This is a genomic window from Dyadobacter koreensis (genome assembly GCF_900108855.1).
GTDB lineage: Bacteria > Bacteroidota > Bacteroidia > Cytophagales > Spirosomataceae > Dyadobacter > Dyadobacter koreensis.
This window is the reverse complement of sequence record NZ_FNXY01000003.1, coordinates 26,362-52,936: the sequence shown is the minus strand read 5'-3', so window position 1 is coordinate 52,936 and position 26,575 is coordinate 26,362. Positions and strand designations below refer to the sequence as shown.

The window sequence follows — 26,575 nt, the reverse complement described above, 5'->3', positions numbered from 1 at the left end:
TGACATGATATACCATCTACGCCAAAATCTGATAAATAGATTGTCGCTTGTGAATCAAGTTTACAACCTGTTAGAGAATATTCTTCCAAGTTTTAACTATGCCGTTTAATTCGCTGTCAATAATTTTTTGGCCTGAATATCATTCTCAGCGATTGATCATTTTTTAAATAGGAGACAAACCAGTTATAGAGCGTTTTTACCCGGTTGCGATAATGGATCAGAGAAACCAAGTGTATAAAAAGCCACGCGATCCAGGCAATAAAACCTTTGAAATGGATTTTTGGCTTTGGTAAATCAGCCACCGCCTTACTTTTTCCGATAATCGCCATGGAACCTTTGTCCTGATAGCGGAAAGATTGGAGACTTCTCCCTTTTTGAATATTTACAAAATTTTTAGCCAGATTTATTCCTTGCTGCAAAGCTACCTGAGCTACTTGCGGATGTCCCATTTCATAGGCAGGATCGGTTGTCTGAAAGCTGGTGTCCCCGATTGCATAAACAGATTGCATGCCAATAATTTCATTATATTCATTCACGTTCAGTCTGTTTCCACGGCCGTAACATTCAGCCGGAATTCCGTCGAATTTTTGTGAAGTGATTCCAGCTGCCCATAGAAGATTGTAAGAATTAATCGAATCTCCGTCTTTAAAGAAAACTTGCCCGTCAACGAAATCACTGACCCTGCATTTTAACTTAATTTTTACGCCCATTCTTCTTAGCTCGTCGTGGGTATGTCGCTGCGACTTTTCACTCATGTGGGATAATAACGATTCGCCGCCATCTATCAGATAAATTTCCGTTTTGATACCTTCAAGTTCAGGATAATCATTTCTGAGAATGCTGTTTCTCATTTCGGCTAAAATCCCGGAGATTTCAACGCCGGTAGGACCGCCGCCGGTTACTACAATTGTCGTCAATTTCTCTTTTTCAAGTTCGTCGGTTGTTACAGTAGCTTTTTCAAGACGCTGAAGCAGGATATTTCGCATTGCCATGGCGTCGTCCAAAGTCTTCATTGGAATAGCATTTTCCTGAACATTTTTCATGTCAAAAAAATTGGTTACCGTTCCGCTGGCCAAAACCAGGTAATCATAGGTAATTTCCCCTGTAGTCAGAAGAACTTTTTTTTCATCCGGGAAAACCTTAACAAGTGTTCCAAGCCTGAATCTCAGATTTTTAATTTTGTGCATAAACATCCTGAAAGGATAGCTGATGCTGGAAGCTTCCAGAAAGCATGTAGCAACCTGGTATATCAGGGGTGGGAAGAAATGATAATTGTTTTTATCTACTAATATGAGTTCAATACCTGGCTTGTTACTTAGCTGTCTAACAAGATTAATACCTGCGAATCCACCTCCGATAATTACAATTTTCATTTCGCTTACTTTAATGGGTTAAGATATAATTGTTTGCATATTAGTTATAAATGCTGTGCCATTCAGGTTTTTGACGGAATAAAACCTCTTATGTAACTTAATTTATAATGGTTTTGCGAAAACAAAGACGCCGTACGGATCTGATTGGCGATCTGTACGGCGTATGAATTTTAATAATTAATAGCTTCTCAATATCCTTCGTTTTGTTTCCAGAAACCCGGATTAATCAGCATTTCATTAAGTGGGACCGGGAACAATAAATCTCTTTGCGTGATACCGTTTGCAAGCGGAATATCATGTGATCTTATAAACTCGTTCATTACAGGAATGGCACGTTCCGTACGAATCAAATCAAACCAACGTAAACCCTCACCTGCAAATTCCCAACGCCGCTCATTTTCCAGAGCAATTTTCATCTCTGCTTTTGTAGCTGGTGTCACGGGGGCAACTTTTGCATTTGCGCGAACCTGATTAAGTAACTCAATGGCCTGGACGGGTGGAGTTCCTGCTTCCTCGTTAAGAATTTCGGCGTACATCAGCAAGACATCGGCATAACGGATAACCGGAAAATTCCGGCCATAGTCAGAGCGGGATGTAACAGCTGCATCTCCTTTTTCCAGAAATTTAGTGAACTGAACCCGACCGGATGTGGCACCAGTTTTTGTATCTGTATAGCCTGAATCCAGCGTGGCCTGTTTTCTGACGTCCGTTGGCGCATAAGATGCCAGCAGGGCAGGTTCTACCTGGCCTTCAAATCCGCCCGTGAAAGAACTCCACTGAGAAGGAAACTGGAAAGCCATTTCGGATGGCAGCGAGCTCCCAAGTCCTTTGCCGCCAGAAATATATTGTACTTCGAAAATATGATATTTGTTTTTTCCGGCTATTGTAAACAAATCCCGGTAAAGCGCAGGCGTAGGAAATAAGGATGTCCCAACTGCCATTACATCAGCAAGCTGCGCTTTGGCGAGAGCAAGTTTATCTGTTTGCTTCAATGGATAACCAGCCATTGTTAGGTATACACGGCCCAATAATGCTTTTGCAGCATATTTCGTCGCCCGTCCTTTTTCGGTTGCGGCATAAGAGGCAGGAAGATTTTCCGAAGCGAAAGTCAGGTCGTCCACTATCAGTTTGTAAATGTCAAGTGTCGGAGAACGCGGCGTATTTTTTGCTTCTACAAAACTCAGGACTTTTTCCACCAAAGGAACATCACCCCAATAGCGAACCAGATCAAAATAAGCCATTGCACGGAAAAACCGTGCTTCTGCCTTAAACTGTGCGACACGGGCAAATTCGAAACCTTCAATTTTAGAGAGCACGATGTTTGAACGGTAAACCACACTGTACAGCTGAGTCCATGCTGTCTGAAACGCAGCCGTTTGAGAAGAAGCTATAAAAGTACCGACTTCTTTATAATCGCGCTGCGCACCACCTTCGATTTCATGTGTATTATCAGAACGAACTTCCGACAAATACCAGTTTGAAGACACAGGAACGGGCAGCCAGGCGTTGTAAATTGCCAGTACACCCTGGTTGACCTGATCTTCTGTTTTGTAAAAATCGTTAGCAGTATTATTCGTCAACGGCGTGATGTCCAGGATATCTTCACTGCATGAAATTAGTGCTCCTGAAAGGCCGATCGCGAGAAGACAGGGAAATATATTTTTGATTTTCATGATGTATCTGATTAATGCCGAAGCATGGAATTAAAGATTCAGGTTAATACCAATCGAATAGGTTTTTGACTGCGGATATCCGCCGTAATCGCCTCCCTCGTTGTTGGCAGCTTCGGGTGTAAATCCGCCTGAGTATTTGTGCCAGATAAACGGATTTTCTACCGAAACATAAATTCTTGCTCTTTCAAACCATTTCATTTTTGGTACGTTGTAGCCGAATGTTATGTTTTTGACGCGGATGTAATCAGAGCTGTAAAGCCATCTTGTATCATAATATGAACCGGTGGAAGCGTTGATATTTGGCGTCATTCCATCACCCGGATTTTCAGGTGACTTCCAGCTGTTTTCCCATTTCGCAAGTTTGTTGTAAAGATAGCCCATTCCAGGACGGTCAATAGAGCGGCCAATCATGGAGTAGATCATACCTCCAGTCTGCGCAGTTGCCAGAATATTTAAATCAAAATTACGGTAAGAGAATGTGTTGGTCAGTCCATAAACAAATGCAGGAAGAGGTTGTCCTACTTTCGTGCGGTCGTTATCGTCAATTTTTCCGTCGTTATTTACATCACGATATTTTGAATCACCGGGAAGCGTTTTGGCCATTTTAGGATTCGCATCCACATCAGCCTGATCTCTGTATACTCCTGTGGCGTCATACAACTTGAAGTAACCGATCGGCTGTCCGACTTCGATCATGGAGGTCAGACCAGAGAAACCAGACGGAATTGGCGTATTGTCATAACCAAGTTGCAAAACGCGGTTGCGGTTGTAAGACAAATTGAAGTTGGTTCCCCATTTGAATTGTCCAAGTGTATTTTTAGTATTGACAGACAGTTCAAACCCTTTATTTTCAATATCACCGATATTCTGCCAGCTTCGGGTAAATCCGGTCAGGGAAGAAACAGGTGCCTGCAAGAGTAATTCAGATGTTTTTCTATTGTAATAATCCGCTGCAACGATGATTCGGTTTTTGAATAATCCGAAATCTACACCGAAATTGTAGCTGCTTGTTTGTTCCCAGCCCAGTAATGTGTTCTCAAAGCCAGAAGGCGCATAACCTGTTTGCTGAGCACCATTTAAAGCATAATCACTGTTTCCCAGCAAGGAGAATTGTGCATTGTTCGGGATGCGGTTATTTCCGGTAATACCATAACTGGCACGCAGCTTGAAATCGGTAATATTTTCAATATTCTGCATGAAACTCTCGCTTGATACGCGCCAGGCAGCGGATACAGCAGGAAATGTTCCCCATCGATTCGACGAGCCAAATTTAGATGAACCGTCGCGACGCAAACTTGCAGAGAAAAGATATTTTTCCTTGAAGTCATACTGCACACGCGCGAAGTAAGAAAGTAAAGCCGTTTTATCTTCGGAAATGTTTGACGTCGAAACGGTTGAAGATCCCTGATTGAAAAGATTCGTCCAGTCGTTAGGAAGGCGTGTATGGTTTTGGCGGTTACCATATCCGTGCGTTCTTTCAACCGAGTATCCCAATAATCCTGAAATATTATGTTTGCCAAATGATCGGTTATAGTTCAACGTGCTCTGAAATAAAAACCGGTAGTCGGTAGAATTTTGTCTATCCGAAGTAGAGGCATAACCAGCATAAGGAGCAGCAGCCCAGTCGCGGATTGCGTTGGTAGGAGTGAAAGTATTTGAAATGGTGGAATTATTGTCCATACCACCGGTAATCTGCAATTGCAAACCGCGCGCCAGAGTGGCGTGCATATAAATATTTGTGTTCAAACGATTTCTGGTCTGATCTACTTCTGTTCTTTCCAGAACAGCAATGGGGCTCACATAACGGCCAGACCAGGGATAAGTCCCATTCGGTTGAGCGCCCACGTAATACCCGGTTCCCAAAGGTGCAACTGGTGGCATTTGAACGGCATTCATTCCCTGGCGATCTTTTCCGTCAACTTGTCCTCCACCCGTGATCCATTCGACAGAAGGCGATAAAGTCAGGCCAACTTTGATGAATTTGTTAATATTTGCATCAATATTCGCTCTGACGGTTGCGCGTTTGTATCCTGTGTTAATGATCACACCTTTTTGATCCATATAACTACCGTTGATGTTATACGTCACATTATCCGTTCCTCCGTTTACGCTTAGCTGGTAGTTGGAAAGCACGCCTGTGTTTCCAAAAAATGCGTCCTGCCAATCGACATAATCCAGACTGTCCGTCCCGTAAGCCCATTTCGGATCATACATTAAGCCTGTATTGGGATTATTGATTCCTATGCCCAGTTCCTGCGCCCGGAAAGCCATCGGATCCGCTGCGGTATAAGGTTTTTTTAGCGAAATTCCACGGCTCACCCACGCTGCATCGATTCCCTCCTTGCGCTGCTGAATCCATTGCTCGGGACTCATCATATCCAGCCGACCTTCAACGCGGGAAATTCCCTGAGTCATATTAAACTGAATTCTCGGCTTTCCTTTTACGCCTCTTTTTGTTGTAATAATAACAACGCCATTCGAGCCTCTTGAACCATAAATCGCTGCGGAAGAAGCATCTTTCAAAACGTCAATTGTTTGAACATCCGATGGATTTATACCATTAAGTGATTCCACAGGAACGCCATCAACAACATACAAAGGATCATTAGAGGCATTTAAAGAACCTGTTCCACGTACACGGATCTGTAAAGCAGCACCTGGTTCTCCCGTGGTGGTTTGTACGTCAACGCCGGGAAGTTGTCCAGCAAGAACATTCTCCAGTCTGGAAACAGGTCTTTCTTCGATATCGCGGGAAGAAATACTCGCTGCGGCACCGGTCAGGTTTGCTCTTTTTGAAGTTCCATAACCAATCACGACAACTTCCGATAATGATTTGGAATCTTCTTTTAAAGCGATATCGATTTTCGAGCGCCCGTTTACAGGAATTTCCTGCGGTTCATAACCGATGAAAGAAATTTTTAGCGTGGCATCACCGGGGGCACTGATCGTGTAAGTGCCATCGACATTGGTTGAAGTTCCTACGGTCGTTCCCTTCACCACGATGTTGACACCGGGTAAAGCTTCATTGCCTTGAACTCCTGTAACTTTTCCGGTTACGTTGGTCTGTGCAAAGGAGGATAAGGCAGCGGTCATCATAAAACAGATCAGCAGAAATGTTTTATAAAAAAGCTTTTCAAGCGCCTTTTTTGATGAGTAGTAAATATGCATGGTTTGATGCGATTAGATTTACTTCAAATGTCAGCATTGAAATTAACCGCACCTTCATGTAGACTCCTGTATAAGTCTAAATATTATTAGAATTCTTCAATTGTATTTTTTGTCAAATGATTGCAAATCAATGTTACCGGAATTGTTGAAAACAAACTGCGGCTCCATTTTGGTTGAAGCCGCAGTTTCAGAAAAAATTTCAAAATTTAAAGCCTATTCTGGTAAACAAGAAAGCGCCGTTGCTACCCATCTGAACCGGATCCCATGCGCCTCCTGATTCTGTCAGGTAAGGTTTAGACATATTTGGGTATACATTTAGGATGTTACTTCCACCGATAGAAAGGGAAATGTTTTTACTGAATTTATAATTTGCAGTTACGTCTGTCTGAATTTTTGGTTTGTAAATGTCTGTATATTCCGCTTCCGTATACTCCTGGTTTGTCTCTTCGTTAATAGAGCCATAATTCCAGTTTGTCAGTTTTATTTCGCCAAAACGAACGAATCTTACCATCAGACTTAATTTGCTGACTGTGTAGTCAAACGTTAAATTTATCTTGGATGGTGGTGCAGAAGCGAGTACAAAACTGCGTTCTCTCTGATTGAAGTATGTATCTTCTTTCCCGATCAGCGCCGGACTTGTATTAATCGGCCCTAATTTCATCCAGTTGAAGTTAGCAGCCAAAGTGGTACTGAAACGGCCTCTGCCAAGAGCTGTCGAGTGAGCGACGATCACGTCAATTCCTTTGGTCGTTGTATAAGAAAGTGCATTGGTAAAAAACTGAGCCTGACCAACATTTAATGATTTCAATAACGGACCAATCGCCTCATCTTCGTCGCTAAACTGACCTGTAAGAACGACACGGTCTTTTACTTTTACATAATATCCGTCAACCGTAACAGACAAGGCAGAGCCTTTTGGAGTCACCGTGACACCCAGGCTCGCATTTTGGGAAGTTTCCTGTTTAAGCTCTGGAATTCCAAGTGCTTTTGTGACGGCACTGTTGTTATTTGCCAGAAGTACCTGTACCGCCTGACCATTCACAAAATTGGTGAAAGTCGAGTTAAAATATTTCTGAGCCAGTGAAGGAGCACGGAAACCTGTACTAACCGATCCACGAACAGCAATATCATCCGTGATCTTGTATCGGGCTCCCAATTTGCCATTCAGTGTGCTTCCAAAATCGCTGTAATTCTCAAAACGAACCGCCGCATCTACCAAAAGTTTTTTTGTTAAGTCAGCTTCTACATCCAGATAGGCACCAAAGTTTGACCGGCTGCGGTTTGTGATATCAGCCGGACTAAATCCAGGAAATCCCTGTGAGCCGCCTGCGAAGTTTTGATCATACGTTGTGTATGAAGCTTCTTCACCCGCAAAAATCTTGTATCGTTCGGTGCGGTATTCTCCGCCGAAAGCAATATTCAGGCCGCTTAAAACTGATTTGTAAAATCTGGTGAAATTAAGGTTGGTTACGTTTTGTCCCAATTGGAAACCTCCCGCTTCAAATGAGGTTTGTGATTGTGCTCCGAGGGAAGTATTCAACGAATTTTTTACTGAAAAATCAAATTTGTTGAAGCCATAGGTATTGCTCAAATCGATATCCCACTGCTTCCAGACGCCGCGTACGCCAACGGTTGCGGCATTGTCAGTAATTTTACTCGCAATAATTGGATCGAAACCGTTGGGGTAAATGGAAGGGATATTTTTAACATCATCCGCAAAACGTGTCCAGGCATATGCATCGCCGGTCCGGGTATTGTGACCGCCAAAACTGTAAACCTGGAAGTTTTTTCTAACCGGAATTTTTGCATTGTAATAAATCGCAGCATTTTTCATCTGCGGATCTCCATATTGTCTGCGACTGATTTCGTCAAGCGGACTGGTATTTGCGCGGTTGGTATGATCACGGAAATTGTAGTCAGCAGTTACGTTTAGAAAACCTGTCTTTGCAATTTTCAAACCATAATTAAGGTTGACATTATAATTCTGTCCATCAAAATTTTTGTCGTCAAAACGATATTTGGCTTTGTACATCCCAGCGTTGACATTCGCTGTCAGCTGACTAACCGTTTCTTTTAAAACGATATTAATCACACCTGCGATCGCATCCGAACCATACTGCGCAGCAGCTCCATCTCTCAGAATTTCTATTCTTTCAATGGCAGCCGCCGGAATAGCATTCAAATCAGTTCCTGTATTTCCACGGCCCCTTGAACCAAACAGGTTAACTAATGCCGATTGGTGGCGACGTTTTCCATTGATAAGAACCAGCGTTTGATCAGGTCCCAAACCGCGGAGGGAAGCCGGATCTACGTGGTCGGCACCATCTGAACCAGTCTGTCTGTTTGAATTAAATGAAGGAGCGGCAAATTGCAAAAGCTGATTGACATCAAGCTGGCCTTGTTTGGTGGTAACTTCCTGAATATTGATCACGTCAATCGGAGCAGGCGTGTCGGTAGAGGAACGATTCATATTTCTCGAACCTACAACCGTTACCTGGCTCAGTAAGGTCGCATCTTCGAGCGTGAAATTCTGAATTTCCTGACCGTTAATTTCTTTTTCGATTTTGTTATAACCAACGTAAGTAACAATTAAAGTCGCACCGGAATATCCAACTGATAATGTATAAACTCCGCTTCCATCAGCTGTCGTACCGTTGTTGGTTCCCTTTTCAATAACAGAGGCTCCAATTAAGGGCTCTCCGTTAGCATCTGTAATTTTTCCCGATACTTTAAACTTTTGCGCGAATGCTGAAAGTGAAAGCAAAACAAGAAATAGTGATAAATAACTTTTAGTCATGTGACGAATATTTAGTAATAAAAGGGCAAATTAAACTAATAATAGTTTATGCTTTTTTATAATTACTAAATAATATTTCCTGTAAAGCTATTTGTGCAGAACGGTTACATTATTGTTTTTCAACCAGTTTCTTGATTTCATTCAAAATTGGGTTCCAGCCTATGCCATTATTAAAAGCTTCCTGATACCGTTTTTCGCCGTCGGCAACCATGTTGTAATCGCCTTGTGTTACAGTCAAAATAGTCCTTTCGTTATCAGTCGAAAGTAAATAGGTAACTTGAAGATAATTTTCGGAGATATCGTCAATGGTGGAATTAGGATCGATTGTTGTATAGGTTAATAACTTTTCCGGTTCGATTTCAACGATCTCCCCTTTGACGAAAACCATCTCCTTTCCTTCGTAATTTCCTTTCCATAATAACGGACTGCCAACATTCCAATCGGATACCGTTTCACAGCCGAACATATATTGTTTTGTTTTTTTCGGATTGATAAGTGCATCCCAGACTTCTGAGGCGGGAGCATTAATGACGATCGTACTTTTTACAATTAGTGGTTCCATAATCGGTGATGGTTTGGAAAAAGTCAGGGCTTTAAAATTGGTGAAAACATCTCATCGCTGCCATCTCTGGGCAGTTGATATACGTCGCCGTTTTGATTGGTAAAATACAAAAAAGATTCCGAAGGTTTTCTTCCGTTTCCGTCTGCCCAGATTCCATAGAAATCAGCGTGAGCATGTAAAGGTCTCCTTACATAAGAGTGGTTCATCAGACTGTTTTTGGTCATTTGTCTTTTATTTTTCCAGGTTTCCCCACCGTCAATACTTTCCCACATGGCAACTTCCCCGCCGGGATTATAGGCCTGCGGACCATCGATACTTGGCCCGATGATTTTCACTACCCTGTCAGATTCAACATAAATTGAACCCATGTCATAATTATTGTCTGAAGTCGTTGCTACGTGATGATCCCACTTATTTTTTTGATGTCTGAAAACTGTCCATGCTCTCGGATTGTTCATCGGACCGGCTTGATAGCCTTTACTCGAAATAACAAGAATAGCCGGTTTGTTTTTTTTATCAAAAGTGATGTCCAGCAAATAACAATTTAATTTTTCGGTTGAATAATCTTTTACCAGTGCGATGTTTTTCGTCTCTGTGACAGGAAGCTGAGCGGTTTGCCCATCGCCATTTTGCCAGGTATTTCCAAAGTCGGCGCTTTCCAGATAATGAAGATTTGTCCGGTAGTTTAATCCTTTTCCTTTCGGGTGATAATCAAAGGCAACTCCAATTTTCCCATCGGATTCCGCACTGATCTGATAATGGCCGTCTTCAATATGTGCCAAAACTTTCCACTCGTTCCAATGGATGCCATCAGCGCTGGTGTTATAGCCTATCACGCGGTTGCTTGCTTTGTTATATTTTGTAAACAAGGCAATAAAACCCTTTTCTTTTACAAAGTAAACCTGGAAATAGGAGAAATTATTGAATTCCTGCTCGGCCCCATTTATCTTTTCCGTTGCTTTAATTGTTTCGAAATCAGTGATATCAAATGGTTTTTTACTTTTATGGATATAAGACGGACGGGTGATTCCGTGCGAGGTTGAAAAGATCCAGATATATCCTTTGTCATCAATTGAAATTACCGGATTGTCATGTGCGTCGGTCGTTTTTTTATCCAGTAAAATGGTCGGGTTTGCTATCTTTTTTGTCTGATGATCAAAATAGGAGACGTTGTGAAGCAATGTGGAATTGGAACTATCAGTCCCGCCAAAACAGAAAAAAGTTTTATCTGCCGCTTTTGAATAAATGGCGAATGGACGGTGATTGGCGGGATATGTTGCCAGGCCACCGCTATATTTATAAACGTACTCATCATTCGAAGGCTGATTCATATACCAGATCCCTTTGAAGCCATTCGCTTTTTTTAGAATAAGTTCGGCTGCTGCAAACTTCGCATCGGAGTCTTTTGTCGGTGTATTTTTTTCTTGTGCATTAACAGAAAGATGAGTGATGACAACAAAAATAAAAGCCAGAAAGGGTAGTTGATTATTATTCATAATGCATGGAAATAGAAACATTAATGTATAACGTCCTGTTTTTTCTTGGAAAATATAAATGCAGACGAGACTATAAAAGAAAAACCTTACAGCCAGTTACCTGGCGTGTAAGGTTTTTTTTGTTTTATCAACAGACAACTATTATTGATAACCAGGGTTTTGAACGATCTCTTTGTTCTGGTCTCTTACCGATTGTGGAACCGGATTCATATACATTTTCTTGTGGAAGACGTGCGGGTGATTAAGTCCGACAACCTCATAAACCCATTTACCTTTATTGTCATTGGGCGAAGTGTTCGTGATTTTCATGCCGTGCAGATCTTTGTTCATTACATCTTCCGCAACAACCCAGCGAATGATATCGTAAAACCTTTTCGATTCGAAACAAAGTTCGATACGCCGTTCCCTGCGAATCGCCTGACGCATCTCATCTTTGCTCAGGCCAGCAGGAAGATCCGGCAAGGCAGAACGTTTGCGTATTGCATTGATCGCTGAATAAACAGAAGCGTCGGCCCCGGCAACCTCATTCTGAGCTTCGGCATAGTTCAGCAATACCTCAGCATAACGATAATAAATATAATTCTGCCCGCTTGACGCACCACCTCTTGGTTTTAACGGATTGATCTTCTTTTTGAAATAATAACCTGTATTACTTACATCGTCCGTACCAAAATCGATCTGATTTTTCGACGGTTTTACTTTGTCGATCCGGGTGTAAATGGTATCAACTTTTGCCATCCAGTCTTGTTTGTATGGCGCTCCGTCGTAGACGATGAAATCGTAGAAACGTTTTTCACGGTTTACGTAAGGGTTCTGAGGATCGTAGCCGGAAGTCGGATCGGAGATCGGTTTTCCATTTGCCATCGCAAACTGATCAACAAGTTCCTGCGTAGGATCGTAATTTCCCCAGGTATAATAAACGCCGTCGATCCACACCGGTCCGCCATATTGTTCATAGTTAGATCCCATAATCACCGCGACAATCTGGCGATCCCAGATTACCTCGGAATTGTACTCGTTTTTCTCCCACCACAAGGCTGAGACGTCAGGGAATAAGCCGTAAGTTCCGCCATAAGTATCCATAAATTGTTTGTTCGTAGCCACCGCTTTTTTCCAGCGTTCGGGATCATTGTTTCCAAAACTGATCATTTTATTAGGATCGGCACCGGCCGGAGGATTTGCAGTATTGAAAGCCGGGCTCGCAGCATATAGTTCCAGCCAACCCTTTAAAGCCAACGCTGCGCCAAGTGTCGAACGTCCTGCATTTGCATCACCGTTATTATATTTTACAGGCAAAGCTTTGTTTTTAACAATCGCGTCCAGTTCAGAAGTGATAAAATTAAAGGTTTCTTCGAAAGTGTTGCGCTTGTTGTAAAGCTCTTCTTTTGCCATTGTATTTCGGTCCAGCGTTTTGGTCAGAATCGGCAAACCACCAATATGCATAAACAATTCGCTGTATAAATAAGCCCTCAAAAACCGTACTTCGTCTGTGCGTTGTCTGATATAAGTTTCTGAGAAATTAGCTGCATTTTCAGTAATTTTTTCAAGAAATAAATTACACTTACGAATTTTGTAATATCCTGCCGACCAGGTCGCATAATCTGTTGCGTGATTGGTGGTATTACTCACAGTTGCACTGGTATTGTATTCCTGATCCATGGGCGATCCCTGATTTACCGATGGATCGACGATTCCCTGTTTCCAGCTGTATGACCGCCAGTAAAAACCTGCATCATTATCATCGGTAAAGTTGTCCAGATTTTCCGGCGAGTTCCATTTATTGGAAAGATCGTGATAAATGTCATTCAGGAAAATATCAGCGTTTCCCTCTGATGTCCATTGTGTTTCATCGGTCAGCCGATTCTTGATTTCGTTATCCAGAAAATCTTCTTTACAGGAAATCGTGCTGAGACAAAAGCCGAGCAGGGCTGTAAAAATGATTTGTTTCGTATTTTTCATATCAGATTATATTAGATTGGTCAAAAATCAGAAAGTAACATTCAAACCGAAGACGTAAACTTTTTGGTTAGGATAAGCCGTTTCGCGATCGGTATAACCCACTTCCGGGTCCATGAAATTTAGCTTGCTGACTGTAAAAAGATTTTGTCCTGATGCATAAACCCGCACCGACTGGATCTTCAAAGCCTGGATCACGCTTTTTGGAAGTGTATACCCGATGATCGCAGTTTTTAAACGAACGTGCGCGGTACTTGTCCACCAGAAATCCGATGCCTGCGTGTTATTGGCATAAGGTGCTTGTGTAGCTCTCGGATAACGTGCTCCCTGATTTTCAGGCGTCCAGCGGTTATTAAAATATTCGTAGCTGGAATTACTGTTGTTATTATTGAACGGAATTGTTTGAAACTGGCGGATATCAAGGCTGGCAAGTGCCGATCCCTGGAAAAATAAACTTACATCGAATCCTTTCCAATTGGCTGTCGGCGTGATACCATAACTCAGGAACGGTGCAACCGGCTTGCCAATAACTGTCTCATCATTCGCATCGATTTTTCCATCAGGTTTTCCATCCGGACCGCTCAAATCTGCATAACGAATATCACCAGGATGTAAAACTCCGAATTGCGCCACATTATAGCCATCTTTTGAATCTATAATACCGTCATCATTTTTGTCGTCCGCAGTACTGAAAATACCCATGGCCTTGTATCCGAAAGGAGTGCCAAACGGACGTTCAGTTCTGCTGCGGTTTGGATTGTTGCGGGTTGCTGCTGTCTCAAAGATCTGAACCATCTTGTTTTTAGCATAACTCATATTTCCATTGATTCCCAATTTCAGGCCATTCGAAAATTTGTATTGGGTACCAAGGCTGAATTCAAATCCGGTATTGGTCATAATTCCGGCATTTTCGTCAGCAAGTCCAAGTCCGTACTCAATTGGAACAGTCACAGCCGGCGGCAAAAGCATCCCCGTTCTTTTCTCATGAAAATAATCTGCTTCGATATTCAGCAAACCTCTCCATAAAGTTGCTTCAAAACCAATGTCTGTTTTCGTAGCAATTTCCCAGGTAATATTTCTGTTGGCTTCGTTGGGAAGGAAAGATCCCTGAACCATCGAACCCGCGCCCAGAGCGTATGCATTTCCGTATAAATTATATCCTGTCAAATATTGAAAAGCAGTACCTGCAAGGTTTCCTGATTTTCCCCAGGAGCCTCTTAGTTTAAGGTTGTCGACCATCGGAAGACTTTTCTTAATGAAGTCTTCCTCCGACATCACCCAGCCAACAGAAAATGCGGGGAAGTAACCATATCTTTTTCCCGGTGCAAAATAGTAATGGCCGTCATATCGACCCGACGCCTCGAAAAGATATTTTCCGGCATAGGCATATCCAACCCGGTAGACGTAACCGATCTGGCTGCCGGTTGACGATGTTCCTGAGTTGTCAAAATCATTTTTATTGGAACTGCCCATATCCAGTTCGTCCACGTTGATCGCGAAATTATTTCTGCGGGCAGAAAATATTTCGTACGTGTTATTTCTGGCTTCCGCTACCAGTAGCCCTGTGAAATCATGTTTGCCGAATGAATTGTGATAATTCAGATAAGCCTGGTAGCTAAACGTCTGCGTTTTTCTGTATTCCTGTCTCAAATAGGTAAAAGCGGGCGCACCGCCTTCCGATGTAGAAATTTCTCTTTTATAGGTATACGGCGTTACGTTCGTATTTTGGGTGTAGTAATAAAACGGCGTGTGCCAGCCCTTCTCAGTTCGCTGATTTGGGTCATAACTGAAAGTCCCTTTGATACTTAATCCCTTCACCGGAAGTTTCTGTTCGATTGCAAGCGTGGTCAGCAGGGTATTGTTAGTATTTTTTCGATAACCTGCATTTAAAATACCTACCGGCGAGTTTCCTGCAAATTCTCCCCAAAGACCGTTGCTGTAATACAAGCTTCGGATCGGAATGTATTTGAAACCATTTCTGAAAAGGTTGGTTGCGTTGACCGCGTCATCGACAGATTTTGTATTTTCAATAGAGCCGATCAAAGCCAACGTTACCGTTGTTGTTTTCGTTGCCTGCGCTTCCAGGTTCAGATTATAATTGTAACGCGTATACCTGACAGGATCGAACATTCCTTTTTGCTGTAAAAATCCAAGTCCCGCATAGTATTTGATTTTCTCTGCGCCGCCGCTTAATTGCAGGTTGTAGTTTTGCATAGGAGCGTGCATATTGACCAGTTTTTTTGTGTCGCTGATCGGGTAGAGGTCCGGATCTTTCGCATTTAAACTGGTATAATTTTCGATCAGATCAGTGGCAAACGGGAGTTGTGTTCCGGTTGGGTTTTCATTGGAATAGGCTTCATTTTTAAGACGCATGTAATCCTGAGCGCTCAATAATTTTGGATAATAGGTTGGCGTTTGCGTTCCATAGTAACTGCTGAAAGTCAGGGAAGGAGCACCCGTTTTTCCTCTTTTTGTTGTGATTAAAACCACACCATTTGCACCGCCCAAACCATAAGGAGCCACCGCAGCAGCATCTTTCAAGACTGAAATTGTTTCAATTGCAGTCGGGTCAATCTGGTTGATATTGTCCCGGATAATTCCGTCGACTACAATAAGCGGTTTATTATTCCCCGTTGTACCGATCCCGCGGATGTGAATTTCGGGAGAATCTGCTCCGGGCTGGCCGCCATTTGGACGCATACTGACACCTGCAACTTTTCCAGCCATGGAATTAGAGATATTTGGAACTGGAGTTTCCGCAATTTCTCCTCCTTTGATCGAAGCAACGGATCCCGTTAACGTAGATTTTTTCTGAGTACCATAACCTACAACAATCACCTCATCAAGTGCTTTCGTATCTGCCAGCAAGGAAACGTCAACCGTCGTGCGATTTCCGACGGTAATCTCCTGTGAAACAAAACCAACGAAAGAAAAGATTAAAACCGCATTTGCGTCCGGTAAGTCCAGCTGATATTTTCCGTTGATATCGGTAGTAGTTCCACGCTGAGTCCCTTTTAAAATAATACTCACCCCAGGTAGGCCGTCGCCGGATTCAGCTTTGACGGTACCGGATATACTCACGTCCGCTGTCATCGTTGTTTTTTTGGTTTCCTCGGCAGGAATTTCATTTATCCTGGAAAAAGATTTGGATAATAAAATCTGGTCTTCATTGACCCGGTAGGCGATTCCTATCGGCAAAAACAACCGGTCGAGCACGAACGATAATTTTTCCTTGTTCGCAGAAATCGTCACAGCCCGTTGCATCGTAACAAGGTCACTGCTGTATGCAAAACGTATTTTTGCTTTTTGCTCAATCTTCACCAGTGCCTCCTCTAATGTTACATTTCTTAGTTCCAGCGAGATTCCGCGGTTCAGAAGATCCTGAGCCGGCGTATTGTGCGCATAGGCCATTGCCGACAGCAGACCGATGCAAACGAGTTGATAGAATGTTAATCGCATGATTTTGAATAGCAATCCATGCCGTGGATGAAAATGTTTTTTCATAATTTTACTGTGAATTGATTGAAATGTTGGAAACAACGATCCTGAAAATCGCCGCAGGGCGATCTGAATGAACTGCACGTTCTTGGATATCTGATCAGTTTATAATCAGGAGTGTCGCAACCACTCCTGATTTTTTTGAACAGACATTAATTCTGGTTAAGTAATTTGTCTATGTCATAAGTTGTTATATTTAAGTAAGTTAAGGTTCCTGCATTAATAGTTATCTTGCACATCCCTCGCCCTTCAAAATCACTTTATCTGCTTCGATCTCATATGTTGTCCCCAAAAGCGTTTCGATCATTCCAAGGATTTCGGGAAGCTTTTGATTATTGAAATCGACTTTCAGGCGGCATTTTTTAATTTCAGGATTTGCAAATTCGATTTTGATACGGAAAGTTTGCTGCAAACGAATGGCAACCTCGCTCATAGGCGTTTCATTAAAAACAAGGGAGACGGACTGCCAATTTTCATTGATCGTTTCATTGTCAGGTGTAACATTGAAAGTCATCCGATCGGAAGTTTTTTCAAAAACAGCTTCTTGTTTGGGTTTTAATACAATAGTTTCAAATTTGTTAGCTGAATTTTCTTTGCTGACTGCAACACTGCCGGTAACTACTGAAACTTTGTAGCTCGGCTCGTTTTCATTGGCTTTTACATTGAACGTCGTCCCTAAAACCTGTGTTTTTAATTTGCCGCAATGAATGATAAAAGGATGTTCTATGTCCCGCCGTACGTCAAAGAAAGCCTCTCCATGAAAGTCAATTTCGCGGTTCTTACTTGTTGAAAATGAAACTGGATGGGAGATAAACGCTCCTGGTTTAAGCCAGATAACACTTTTATCCGGTAAAGTGTATCGGATAATTTTTTTCTCCTTATTACTGAAAGTGATTTGTAGCGAATCAGTAAGAACGTTTTCTGTTACAGCCTTTTCAGTTTTCGGGGAGGTAGAATAAGCAAAGAAAAGTCCGGCAAAAAGAACAGCGGCTGCAGCATAATACCATAACTTCCGAAGCGGTAAAATTGGCGTATTTGTCTCATGTTCCGTTTCTGAAATTTGGAGTTGAATGCGTTCGTACAAAACCTCCTCATCACAAGCTGAAAAAGTTTCTCCGGATTCAATGGTAAGGCTCTGGTACCATGCTTCGACAAGATCACGTTCGTGACTGCTGCACTGATTGCTCAGATATTTTTTTAATAACTCAGAAGAAGGAATTTTGGGATCCATTTTAGGTGTATGATTTACACTTATAGAAATAGCTTTATTATACAGTCTGCTATTTCGAGGAATATCCCTTACTTAAATATGAATTTATTTTTAAAAAATTGAATTCCTTAGGCAAAAGTGATGCTTATGAGTGCCAAAGCGATGTAATCTTTCATCTCAATTCTCAAAATCCGCAAGGCCTTGCTAATATGAGCTTCAACGGTTTTTTCCGAAATTTCAAGTGTCAGCGCGATTTCTTTCAGAGTGTAACCTTTGCGGCTGAGTACAAAAACCTGACGACATTTTTCAGGAAGTTTTAAAAGCGACTGTTCATATAACTCACTTAAAAGATTATAGTCCAGATGTTCTCTGGTGTCGTCATCAGCGGGTGACTCTACTTCATCAATAGAAAAAAGGTGTTTTTTCTGTTCCTGGTAGTAATGGTTTACAATGTTATATTTCAACATGCCCTGCAAATAAGCCTGAGCATTTTTTTGAATATCAAATTTATTTCTCCCAATCCAGAATTTGAAGAATACTTCCTGGACCAGATCTTCTGCGGTTGTTCTCGCGCCCGTTTTCCGAATGGCTGTGTGTACCAGAATACGGACATGCCGACGGTATAACTCACTAAAAGCAAGTTCATCGTTTTGTTGGCAGATCAGTTTCGTCAGCTCTTCGTCAGAAAAATAATGGTAGGTAGTTGTCAATTTTGTCAGGGATTTAATACCGGTTTATCTACGACTTCTATTATTATTTAAATGAAATCAATCCTTCGGGCGCGATATTTACTTCATAAGGATACCAGGAATATTTTATACTTGTCATATATACACTAAAAAGTCGGTGAATAATTTGGCGCTGGAACGATTTCAGTACAGAATCATTGAAATTTACGAATAAGTCAATATTTGTGAATATTTTTAGTAAAAATTGAAAGTAAATTATTTTTAAGTATGTATCAGGATCTTGAAATAACAGAATATATAGCTTCGGGTTACAACCCGGTAATTATTGAAAATGTAATTCCCCAAATTGATCATGGAAAATATCCGGTAAAGGTTATTGAAGGAGATACCGTTTTAGTACAAGCCGATATTTTTTCCAACGGTATCAACAGTTTGGCTGCAAGAATTTTTTTCAAACATGAAAATGAAGACAAATGGCAGGAAACTTATTTGAAGCCCATAGGAAACGACCGTTGGGAGGGGCAATTTGTGGTGGACAGAACTGGTTCATTTCAATATTTCATCAAAGCCTGGATTGATCCGATTGCGACCTGGCAAACCGAAATTACCAGAAAAGTACATCAGTATATTTCGTTCAAGGATTTACTTTCCACTGGGAGGACGCTGCTGGAAAATATGGCGAAACAGGCTTCGAAGGAAGATAAGGCATTGATCAAAGAAGCGGTCAGGATTTTCAAAGATGAAAAAAGAGCTGATGAAGCCGGGCAAATGGCGATGAGCTTTCGTTTCACAGAATGGCTCAATCGTTACCCCGATATGAGCTTATCGGCCAGAACGGCTGATTTTGGAATAATTTCCTATTCAAAAAACGTAGAATTCAGTTCCTGGTATACCATGTTCCCGCGTTCCGCTGCGGATAAAGCAGGCAGCCACGGCACCTTTCAGGATGTCATTTCGTTGCTTCCCAGAATTGCCAACATGGGTTTTGATGTATTACATTTTCCCCCTATCCATCCCATTGGGCTCAACAAGAGAAAGGGCAAAAACGGAGGAAAAAAGGTTGAACGAAATGATCCGGGTTCGCCTTACGCGATTGGAGATTTGTCGGGAGGGCACTACACTATTCATTCAGAATTAGGAAACATTGAAGATTTTCAAAATCTTGTATGCGAAGCAAGGGCACTTGATATTGAAATTGCACTTGATCTTGCTTTGCAATTTTCTCCGGAGCACCCCTGGGTAGTAGCGCATCCTGACTGGTTTGAAAAGCTCAGTCGGGATCCTGCCGACGGAATAATTTTGCCTAATTCAAGTCAGCCCGATTTTCTGCAAATCATAATTGATCAGAGTAACTGGGTGGAAATCAAAGACGCTGTTCTTGAAATCATCAATATTTGGATAGGGTGGGGCCTCAGGATTATTCGAATAGTTCAGCCAGATTTTCACCCGGTGGGATGGTGGCAGCAAATTATCCGTGAGGTCAATAAAAGCAACCCTCAAGTCCTCTTTTATGCCGGAACCGTAACACGCCCGAAGGTGATGAATTATCTTGCGAAATCTGGGTTTGCTTTATCGGATTCCTATTTCATGTGGAGGAATTCAGGTTACGAATTGCAGCAATATATTAATGAAATAGCTTACTCTGAGCAGAAGGCCTTTTTCAGACCCATTTTCCGGGTAAATTCGCCGGATATAAATCCTTATAACTTGCAGTCAGGGCATGAGCCGCAGCAAATAATCCGATTTTTTCTTGCAGCTACACTCGCAGGATGTTATGAAATTTATGGGCCGGTTTTTGAGCAACTTGTTTACGAGGCCCTTCCGGGTAAGGAAGAATACTGGAATGCTGAAAAGTATGAAATCAGAAATTGGGATTGGGAGAAAGAGACTAAAATTACCTACCTGATCACGATGATTAACAAGATCAGAAGGGAAAACCAGGCGTTGCAGCAAACCAACCGGATCCACACATGCGCTGTGCAGAACGACCAGATTTTGTCTTATTTTAAAGGCCATGATAACGGGAACAGAATCCTTTGTGTTGTAAATCTGAACGCACATCAGCGACAGGCCGGAATGGTTCAGGTTCCGTTGCATTTAATTAATAAAAACCACGATGAAATTTTCATTGCCCACGACCTGATTACGGGCGCACGATATCATTGGAAAGGTGAGTGGAATTACGTCGAGCTCGATCCGCATATACTTCCTTTTCATTTGTTACGAATCGAGGATTATCATGGAGAATACCATTAAAAAGTTGGTAAATATTGATAAACAGCAAATATGTATTGGCTTTTTATTTAAAAAAAGATGAATTTGGTGGTTGCAGAGAATTTCTGCCAAATTTTCACTCTTATTTTAGGTTTACCTTATGAAAAAGCTGTTACTTCTCCTCGCTCTTCCTTTGGTATCGCATGCTCAGACAGCTCCAGATGCGATCAAAGAAAAAGCTGCCAAGATTCACGCAAAAGCGTTAACGATCGACACACACGCGGATGTTCCTATTAATATGATGAAAGAGGGATTTGATGTGGCTGTGGAGCACGATTACGCAAAAGATGGTTCCCAGATCGATTTTCCAAGAATGAAGAAAGGCGGTATGGACGGCATGTTTTTCGCTGTTTATTTGGGTCAGGGGAAACGTTCGCCGGAGAACAATGCCGAAGCTAAGAAAAAGGCGTTGGCTATTTTTGATAAAATACATGATGCGGTAAAGAAAAATCCGGAAGTAGCCGGTATCGCGACTACACGCGCTGATGCTTATCGCTTGCAAAAAGAAGGAAAAAGAGCTGTTTTTATAGGTATGGAAAATGGCTGGCCAGTAAATGACGATCTTGCCAATCTGAAACTTTACTACGATCTGGGACTCCGATATATCACTCTTTCCCATTCAGCCAACAACGATATTGCCGATTCTTCGACTGATCCGGATGGCCCGGAATGGAATGGTTTGAGTCCTTTTGGGGAACAAGTTGTGAAAGAAATGAACCGTTTGGGAATGATGGTAGATATTTCCCATGTTTCTGATTCTACTTTTTATGATGTTATCAAACTAACAAAAGTTCCGGTTATTGCTTCTCACTCGTCATGCCGCGCGCTTTGCGATGTGCCCAGAAACATGACGGACGATATGATCAAAACGCTGGCTAAAAATGGCGGTGTTATTCAGATCAATTTTGTTCCGGGATTTGTGAAAAAACCGTCGATGCAGCAAGAGTTATCGATGAAAGCAATACGTATGAAATTGCGTCAGACAGATCTTTCACCAGAAGATAAAAAAGCTCTTTTTGAGGAAATGAAGGCGAACGCAAAGAAATATGAGTCAGATATGCCGACGATTAAAGACGCTGTTGATCATATCGAACACGTGATTAAACTGACAAGTGTTGACCACGTCGGAATTGGTATGGATCTTGATGGCGGCGGTCGTGTTCAAGGCCTTGATGATGTAAGCCAGATTGGCGTGATCACCGAAGAATTGGTTCGGCGTGGCTACTCGGCAAAAGATATCGAAAAGATCTGGGGAGGAAATATTATGCGCGTTTTGGAAGCAGTTGAAAAAGGTAAAACGATGTAAAGAAAGTACTTTGGCATTGGTTTTTTAGATGAGATGTGAAATAATAGATACATTTTAAGAAATAGTTTAATAAAATTGTAAATTGAAGCGATTACATTAGGGGTTAGAAGTAACCCGGTGATCGATACTCTCATCCGATTATTGTAAATTGAATATTAACCAATGACTAAGTCAACAAGTAAAAATAAAAAGAATGCGTCCCAAGCGTCTTCGGCAGAACAGGACTTGGTTTCGGTGGAAAAACGTGAGTTGAAGCCAGTAGAAACCATTTCCCGTTTTACTGATTTCGACATTCATTTGTTTAAACAAGGGAAACATTTTAAATTATATGAAAAGCTGGGTTCCCATGTAATGGACGTACAAGGCGTCACGGGAACATACTTTGCTGTTTGGGCTCCCAACGCCTCATCGATTTCGGTGATCGGAAACTTCAATGGCTGGAATAAAAGCGAACATGGCCTGGCACCGCGCTGGGATAGTTCGGGAATATGGGAAGGTTGGATACCCAATATCGGCGTTGGCGAGGTCTATAAATACTTTATTGTTTCAAACGACGGGCAACATCTGGAAAAATCAGATCCTTTTGCACTTTGGTGTGAAGTTGCCCCAAGAACTGCTTCGATTGTCTGGGATACCTGGTATGAGTGGAATGATGCGGAATGGCTGAAAGTCAGAAAAGAAAAAAATAAACTTAATGCACCAATTTCGGTATACGAAGTTCATTTAGGTTCTTGGCAACGGGACCCTTCGGACCCTGAACGTTTTTTGACGTATAAAGAAATAGCGGAAACATTAGTTCCTTATGTGAAAGAAATGGGCTTTACACACGTCGAGCTCATGCCAATCATGGAACATCCATATCCGCCATCCTGGGGATATCAGATTACAGGATATTTTTCATGCGCATCCCGGATGGGAACACCGCAAGAGCTCATGTATCTAATCGATCGTTTGCATCAGGAAGGCATTGGGGTTTATGTTGATTGGGTTCCGTCACATTTTCCAGGTGATGCGCACGGACTTTTCCGTTTTGACGGGACTGCGCTTTATGAACATGAAGATCCAAGAAAAGGGTATCACCCGGATTGGAAAAGCTACATTTTTAATTACGGCCGTAATGAAGTTCGTTCATTCCTGATCAGTAATGCTATTTTTTGGATGGACCGGTATCATACGGATGGTCTCCGTGTGGATGCTGTCGCGTCTATGCTTTACCTGGATTACTCAAGAAAACATGGTGAGTGGATTCCAAACGAATTTGGCGGGCGTGAAAATCTTGAAGCGATATCGCTACTTCGTGATATGAATATTGCGGCATATTCTGAGTTTCCTGACATCCAGAGCGTTGCCGAGGAATCGACTGCCTTTCCAGGAGTATCTCGACCGGTCTTCGTTGGCGGACTTGGCTTCGGAATGAAATGGATGATGGGCTGGATGAATGATACGCTTAAATATTTCGAGAAGGATGCTGCTTTCCGTAAATGGCATCAGGACCAGCTGACATTTAGTTTGGTATACGCGTTTTCGGAAAACTTTATGCTTCCCCTTTCGCATGATGAGGTGGTTTATGGAAAGAAATCCCTGATCAATAAAATGCCGGGGGATGAATGGCAGAAGTTTGCGAATTTGAGATTAATGTTTAGCTACATGTTCACACATCCGGGAACAAAACTTTTGTTCATGGGTGGTGAGTTTGGACAAACGTCTGAGTGGAACTTTCAGCAAAGCCTTGATTGGCATCTCCTTGAATTTGCACCGCACAAAGGAATGAAGGAATGTGTGAAAGCTTTGAATGCGATTTACAAGTCGGAAATTGCGCTCTCCGAGTATTCATTTTCAAGCGAAGGTTTTGAGTGGATCGATACACAAGACAGAGAAAACTCGGTTCTGGTATATGCAAGAAAAGCATCAGATCCTGCGCTGAACATTGTCGTCGTGTTAAACCTTACCGCGGTGCCAAGACCTGACTACCGGGTCGGCGTTCTATCAGGTGGATTATGGGAAGAAGTTTTTAATTCGGATGATACTTTATTCTGGGGAAGCGGGCAGCTAAATTCAAAACCAGTTAAGGCTGAGAATCAGCTATGGCACGGGAAGGATTTTTCTGTTAAACTCAACCTGCCGCCGATGGCAGCGATTATGCTCAAAAAGAAATTGTAATCGGAATATCGTTTTTGTACAACTTCGTAATATGTCGCCGTTGAATAAAAAAATGTCTGGTTTCATTAAAGAAATCTAAAAATCACCAATAAGTTAAAGGCAGAGACATCTCTGCCTTATTTTTTTAGACTATATTTGAAAATCTATGTATTCAGATATAAAATCGATATTTGAAAAATAGAATTTATAACATCAATAAACGAAATTACCATGACAAAGGAAATCGAAGACGCGCTCTTGTTATTCCTTACGGCGGACGACAGGAACTTTATTGAATTCCCTGCGGAAAGCCAGGATCAATTTCAGGAAGCGACAGAATTGTTGAGAAAAAATGGTCTTGTGACCGTTACAACGATGGAAGAAGGGGGTATTAATGTAACCGCAAGTCTGACAGACTCCGGCCTGATTGAAATTTATAAATTACGAGAAAAGAGAATCGTCTGATGAGGCAAAAAGGTTGGATTAAACGGCGAATGCTTGTTTGTTTTTACATTTCTTTACCTTTACGCCAGCATAATTATTAAAAAAATGAAAATTGTAAGACTAGCAGTAGTATTATTTTTATTGAGTACAGTTGCGACCTACGCGCAATATACTTCCCGCGTTACCTCCGGAATTGACTTAGGGACAGGTTATTATGATAAGGAATGGGCTCCTTCTGTGATGTATCATCAGGAATTAAGTGTGAAGGCTTTTCCATGGTTCAATTTGGGTTGGGGTGTCCGTACGGCTGCCTATTATACAGGCGACAAGTCTCTGGTGCCGGACAACATCCAGTCGAAAGGTGACTCATTGAAGTTTGGAAGAATTACATCCAATTCTTTAAGTGTACTGCTAGGGATTTCTCTGAAATTTGGAAACTTCGATATCGGGGCAAACACCGATATTATGGGAATTGCCATAGGTGTAAAGAGAAACGCATACTATGCAAAGAACGCTTTTCCAACTGGCGAAAGCTCGGACTATTACAATAGCAATGTCCCAAGTTCACCAAACTTTTTTAATGTAGTTCCCCTTGCGGTAGAAAAAAATAGTGGCCAGTCAGAGGTTTTTGTAAGGTACTGGATTAATGAAAGAGTTGGCGTAAAACTTGGTTACGTCCATGGCCGTCAAACCTATAAGACCGACGTAAAACTCGACAACAATCAGAATATGTTTTCGACGACATATGACATGCCTTACGTAGCAGTATCTTTCCCCTTATATAATTAGTTGATCACCTGAAAGAAGATTTGTATGAGCGAAAAACTCGCTGATTCCCACAAATACAATTTGTGGAAAGGCAATCTTGAAAAGAACGGCCTCGACATTCATGGAATTGAAGAGGTATATTCCCGAAGAAACGGGAATGGTGAAATTCTTTTTTCGTTATTGATGACCGATGCTACAACTCCCGAAGGCGACAAAATTCCGCCAATTTGTTTTTTGAAAGGGGAAGTTGTCTGTGTTTTGATATGTTTTATTGAGAAACAAACAAGAGAGAAATTTTTACTGCTTGTGCGCCAGAGAAGAATTTGCGACGGTTCTTTGACTTACGAACATCCCGCCGGTATGCTTGATAGTGAAAGTGACGCGGCGTCCGTTGCGGCTCGTGAAGTGTATGAAGAAACTGGCATTAGTATTTCCAAAGATGAACTTGTCGGATTAAATAGCGAACCATTTTTCCCGTCAACCGGGACTAGCGACGAGGCGATGTATTTATTTTACAGTGAAATAGAGCTGACATCAGAACAAATCGCCACCTATCACAATCAGTCACAAGGACTAATCTCTGATCATGAGGTGATTACGACGCATGTTGTTCCATTCGTTGAAGGTCATAAACTTATAACCAATGTGAATGGGATTCTTTTGAATTACATGTATCTGAAAGATGTTGGAGACTGGGATCTGATGAAAAAAATATAAGGAGAGAAATAGAGATATTATTTTGAACATTTTCTGTCGATAGTTGACAAGAAATCAAAATACAAACTATATTTGCACCCCGTTAGAGGCCGTAAGCCTTACGCACCCATAGTTCAATGGATAGAATTTCGGTTTCCGGTACCGACGATATGAGTTCGAATCTCGTTGGGTGCACCATACGAGACAAGTCGTTTTTTTTACGATTTGTCTCGTTTTTTATTGACTCTAACTCGCTCTTTTTCTGATAGATAAGGAGCAGTCCGGCATTAATTCTGGGAGTTCGATGTTCTTGTCCGTCAAAAACGATTTTTTCTGGAAACATCGAACTTATTATTCTTCTTTTGTCTTCGACGGTTCCGTTTATGTATAGGGATTCGAGCTCAGATACCCGTTTAAGTGCATTCGGGAGCAGAGCGCTTATCTCTGAATACTTATCAGATAAATTACTCAGTCTTTTTTCAATTTCTTCGATTCGTGTGTTTGAGGTGGTTTTGATCTCTAAAAA

16 protein-coding genes and 1 tRNA gene are annotated in these 26,575 nt (G+C 41.8%); 7 read left to right on the top strand and 10 right to left on the bottom strand.

Translation table 11 applies throughout. The features are described 5' to 3' along the window. Positions 1-116 precede the first annotated feature (116 nt). The 10 genes from BMY70_RS08905 to BMY70_RS08860 form a co-directional block, all read right to left on the bottom strand. Positions 117-1,373, bottom strand: coding sequence for an NAD(P)/FAD-dependent oxidoreductase (locus BMY70_RS08905; protein WP_090334839.1), 1,257 nt, complete (start codon positions 1,371-1,373; stop codon positions 117-119). 188 nt (positions 1,374-1,561) lie between these two features. Then, positions 1,562-3,046, bottom strand: coding sequence for a RagB/SusD family nutrient uptake outer membrane protein (locus BMY70_RS08900; protein WP_090334838.1), 1,485 nt, complete (start codon positions 3,044-3,046; stop codon positions 1,562-1,564). Between the two features lie 30 nt (positions 3,047-3,076). After that, positions 3,077-6,214, bottom strand: a complete 3,138-nt coding sequence (locus BMY70_RS08895) for a SusC/RagA family TonB-linked outer membrane protein (protein WP_090334837.1) — start codon at positions 6,212-6,214, stop codon at positions 3,077-3,079. A 199-nt stretch (positions 6,215-6,413) separates the two neighbouring features. Then, positions 6,414-9,011, bottom strand: a complete 2,598-nt coding sequence (locus tag BMY70_RS08890) for a TonB-dependent receptor (RefSeq protein WP_090334836.1) — start codon at positions 9,009-9,011, stop codon at positions 6,414-6,416. Positions 9,012-9,120: 109 nt separating this feature from the next. Next, on the bottom strand, positions 9,121-9,573 hold the full coding sequence (locus tag BMY70_RS08885; RefSeq protein ID WP_090334835.1) for an SRPBCC domain-containing protein: 453 nt from the start codon (positions 9,571-9,573) through the stop codon (positions 9,121-9,123). Positions 9,574-9,596: 23 nt separating this feature from the next. Next, a complete protein-coding gene (locus tag BMY70_RS08880) occupies positions 9,597-11,069 on the bottom strand; it encodes a BNR-4 repeat-containing protein (protein WP_229209543.1) in 1,473 nt (490 codons plus the stop codon). Positions 11,070-11,210: 141 nt separating this feature from the next. Next, positions 11,211-13,028 (bottom strand): RagB/SusD family nutrient uptake outer membrane protein, encoded by a 1,818-nt coding sequence (locus BMY70_RS08875; protein WP_090334833.1) that lies wholly within the window; start codon positions 13,026-13,028, stop codon positions 11,211-11,213. A gap of 27 nt (positions 13,029-13,055) precedes the next feature. Further along, positions 13,056-16,529 carry a TonB-dependent receptor gene (locus BMY70_RS08870; RefSeq protein ID WP_229209542.1) on the bottom strand — a complete coding sequence of 1,158 codons (3,474 nt, stop codon included), beginning with the start codon at positions 16,527-16,529 and terminating at the stop codon, positions 13,056-13,058. Positions 16,530-16,749: 220 nt separating this feature from the next. Further along, complete coding sequence (locus BMY70_RS08865) at positions 16,750-17,754, bottom strand: FecR family protein (RefSeq protein ID WP_090334832.1); 1,005 nt, start codon at positions 17,752-17,754, stop codon at positions 16,750-16,752. Between the two features lie 107 nt (positions 17,755-17,861). After that, the gene (locus tag BMY70_RS08860) at positions 17,862-18,443 is read right to left on the bottom strand and encodes an RNA polymerase sigma factor (protein WP_177196988.1); all 582 of its coding nucleotides are present in this window, start codon (positions 18,441-18,443) and stop codon (positions 17,862-17,864) included. Between the two features lie 246 nt (positions 18,444-18,689). On the opposite strand from BMY70_RS08860, the gene BMY70_RS08855 reads away from it, so the two are divergent. The 7 genes from BMY70_RS08855 (at position 18,690) to BMY70_RS08825 (ending at position 26,247) form a co-directional block, all read left to right on the top strand. Further along, complete coding sequence (locus BMY70_RS08855) at positions 18,690-20,678, top strand: maltotransferase domain-containing protein (RefSeq protein ID WP_090334830.1); 1,989 nt, start codon at positions 18,690-18,692, stop codon at positions 20,676-20,678. Positions 20,679-20,796: 118 nt separating this feature from the next. Beyond that, positions 20,797-22,002, top strand: coding sequence for a dipeptidase (locus tag BMY70_RS08850; RefSeq protein WP_090334829.1), 1,206 nt, complete (start codon positions 20,797-20,799; stop codon positions 22,000-22,002). A 162-nt stretch (positions 22,003-22,164) separates the two neighbouring features. Continuing rightward, a complete protein-coding gene (gene glgB / locus BMY70_RS08845; protein WP_090334828.1) occupies positions 22,165-24,162 on the top strand; it encodes a 1,4-alpha-glucan branching protein GlgB in 1,998 nt (665 codons plus the stop codon). A gap of 210 nt (positions 24,163-24,372) precedes the next feature. Then, a complete protein-coding gene (locus BMY70_RS08840) occupies positions 24,373-24,606 on the top strand; it encodes a hypothetical protein (RefSeq protein ID WP_090334827.1) in 234 nt (77 codons plus the stop codon). Positions 24,607-24,690: 84 nt separating this feature from the next. Further along, positions 24,691-25,374, top strand: coding sequence for a hypothetical protein (locus BMY70_RS08835; protein ID WP_090335465.1), 684 nt, complete (start codon positions 24,691-24,693; stop codon positions 25,372-25,374). A gap of 24 nt (positions 25,375-25,398) precedes the next feature. After that, positions 25,399-26,070: an NUDIX hydrolase gene (locus tag BMY70_RS08830; protein WP_090334826.1), complete on the top strand. Its 672-nt coding sequence runs from the start codon at positions 25,399-25,401 to the stop codon at positions 26,068-26,070. 102 nt (positions 26,071-26,172) lie between these two features. Next, a tRNA-Arg gene (locus BMY70_RS08825) sits at positions 26,173-26,247 on the top strand. Positions 26,248-26,575 lie beyond the last annotated feature (328 nt).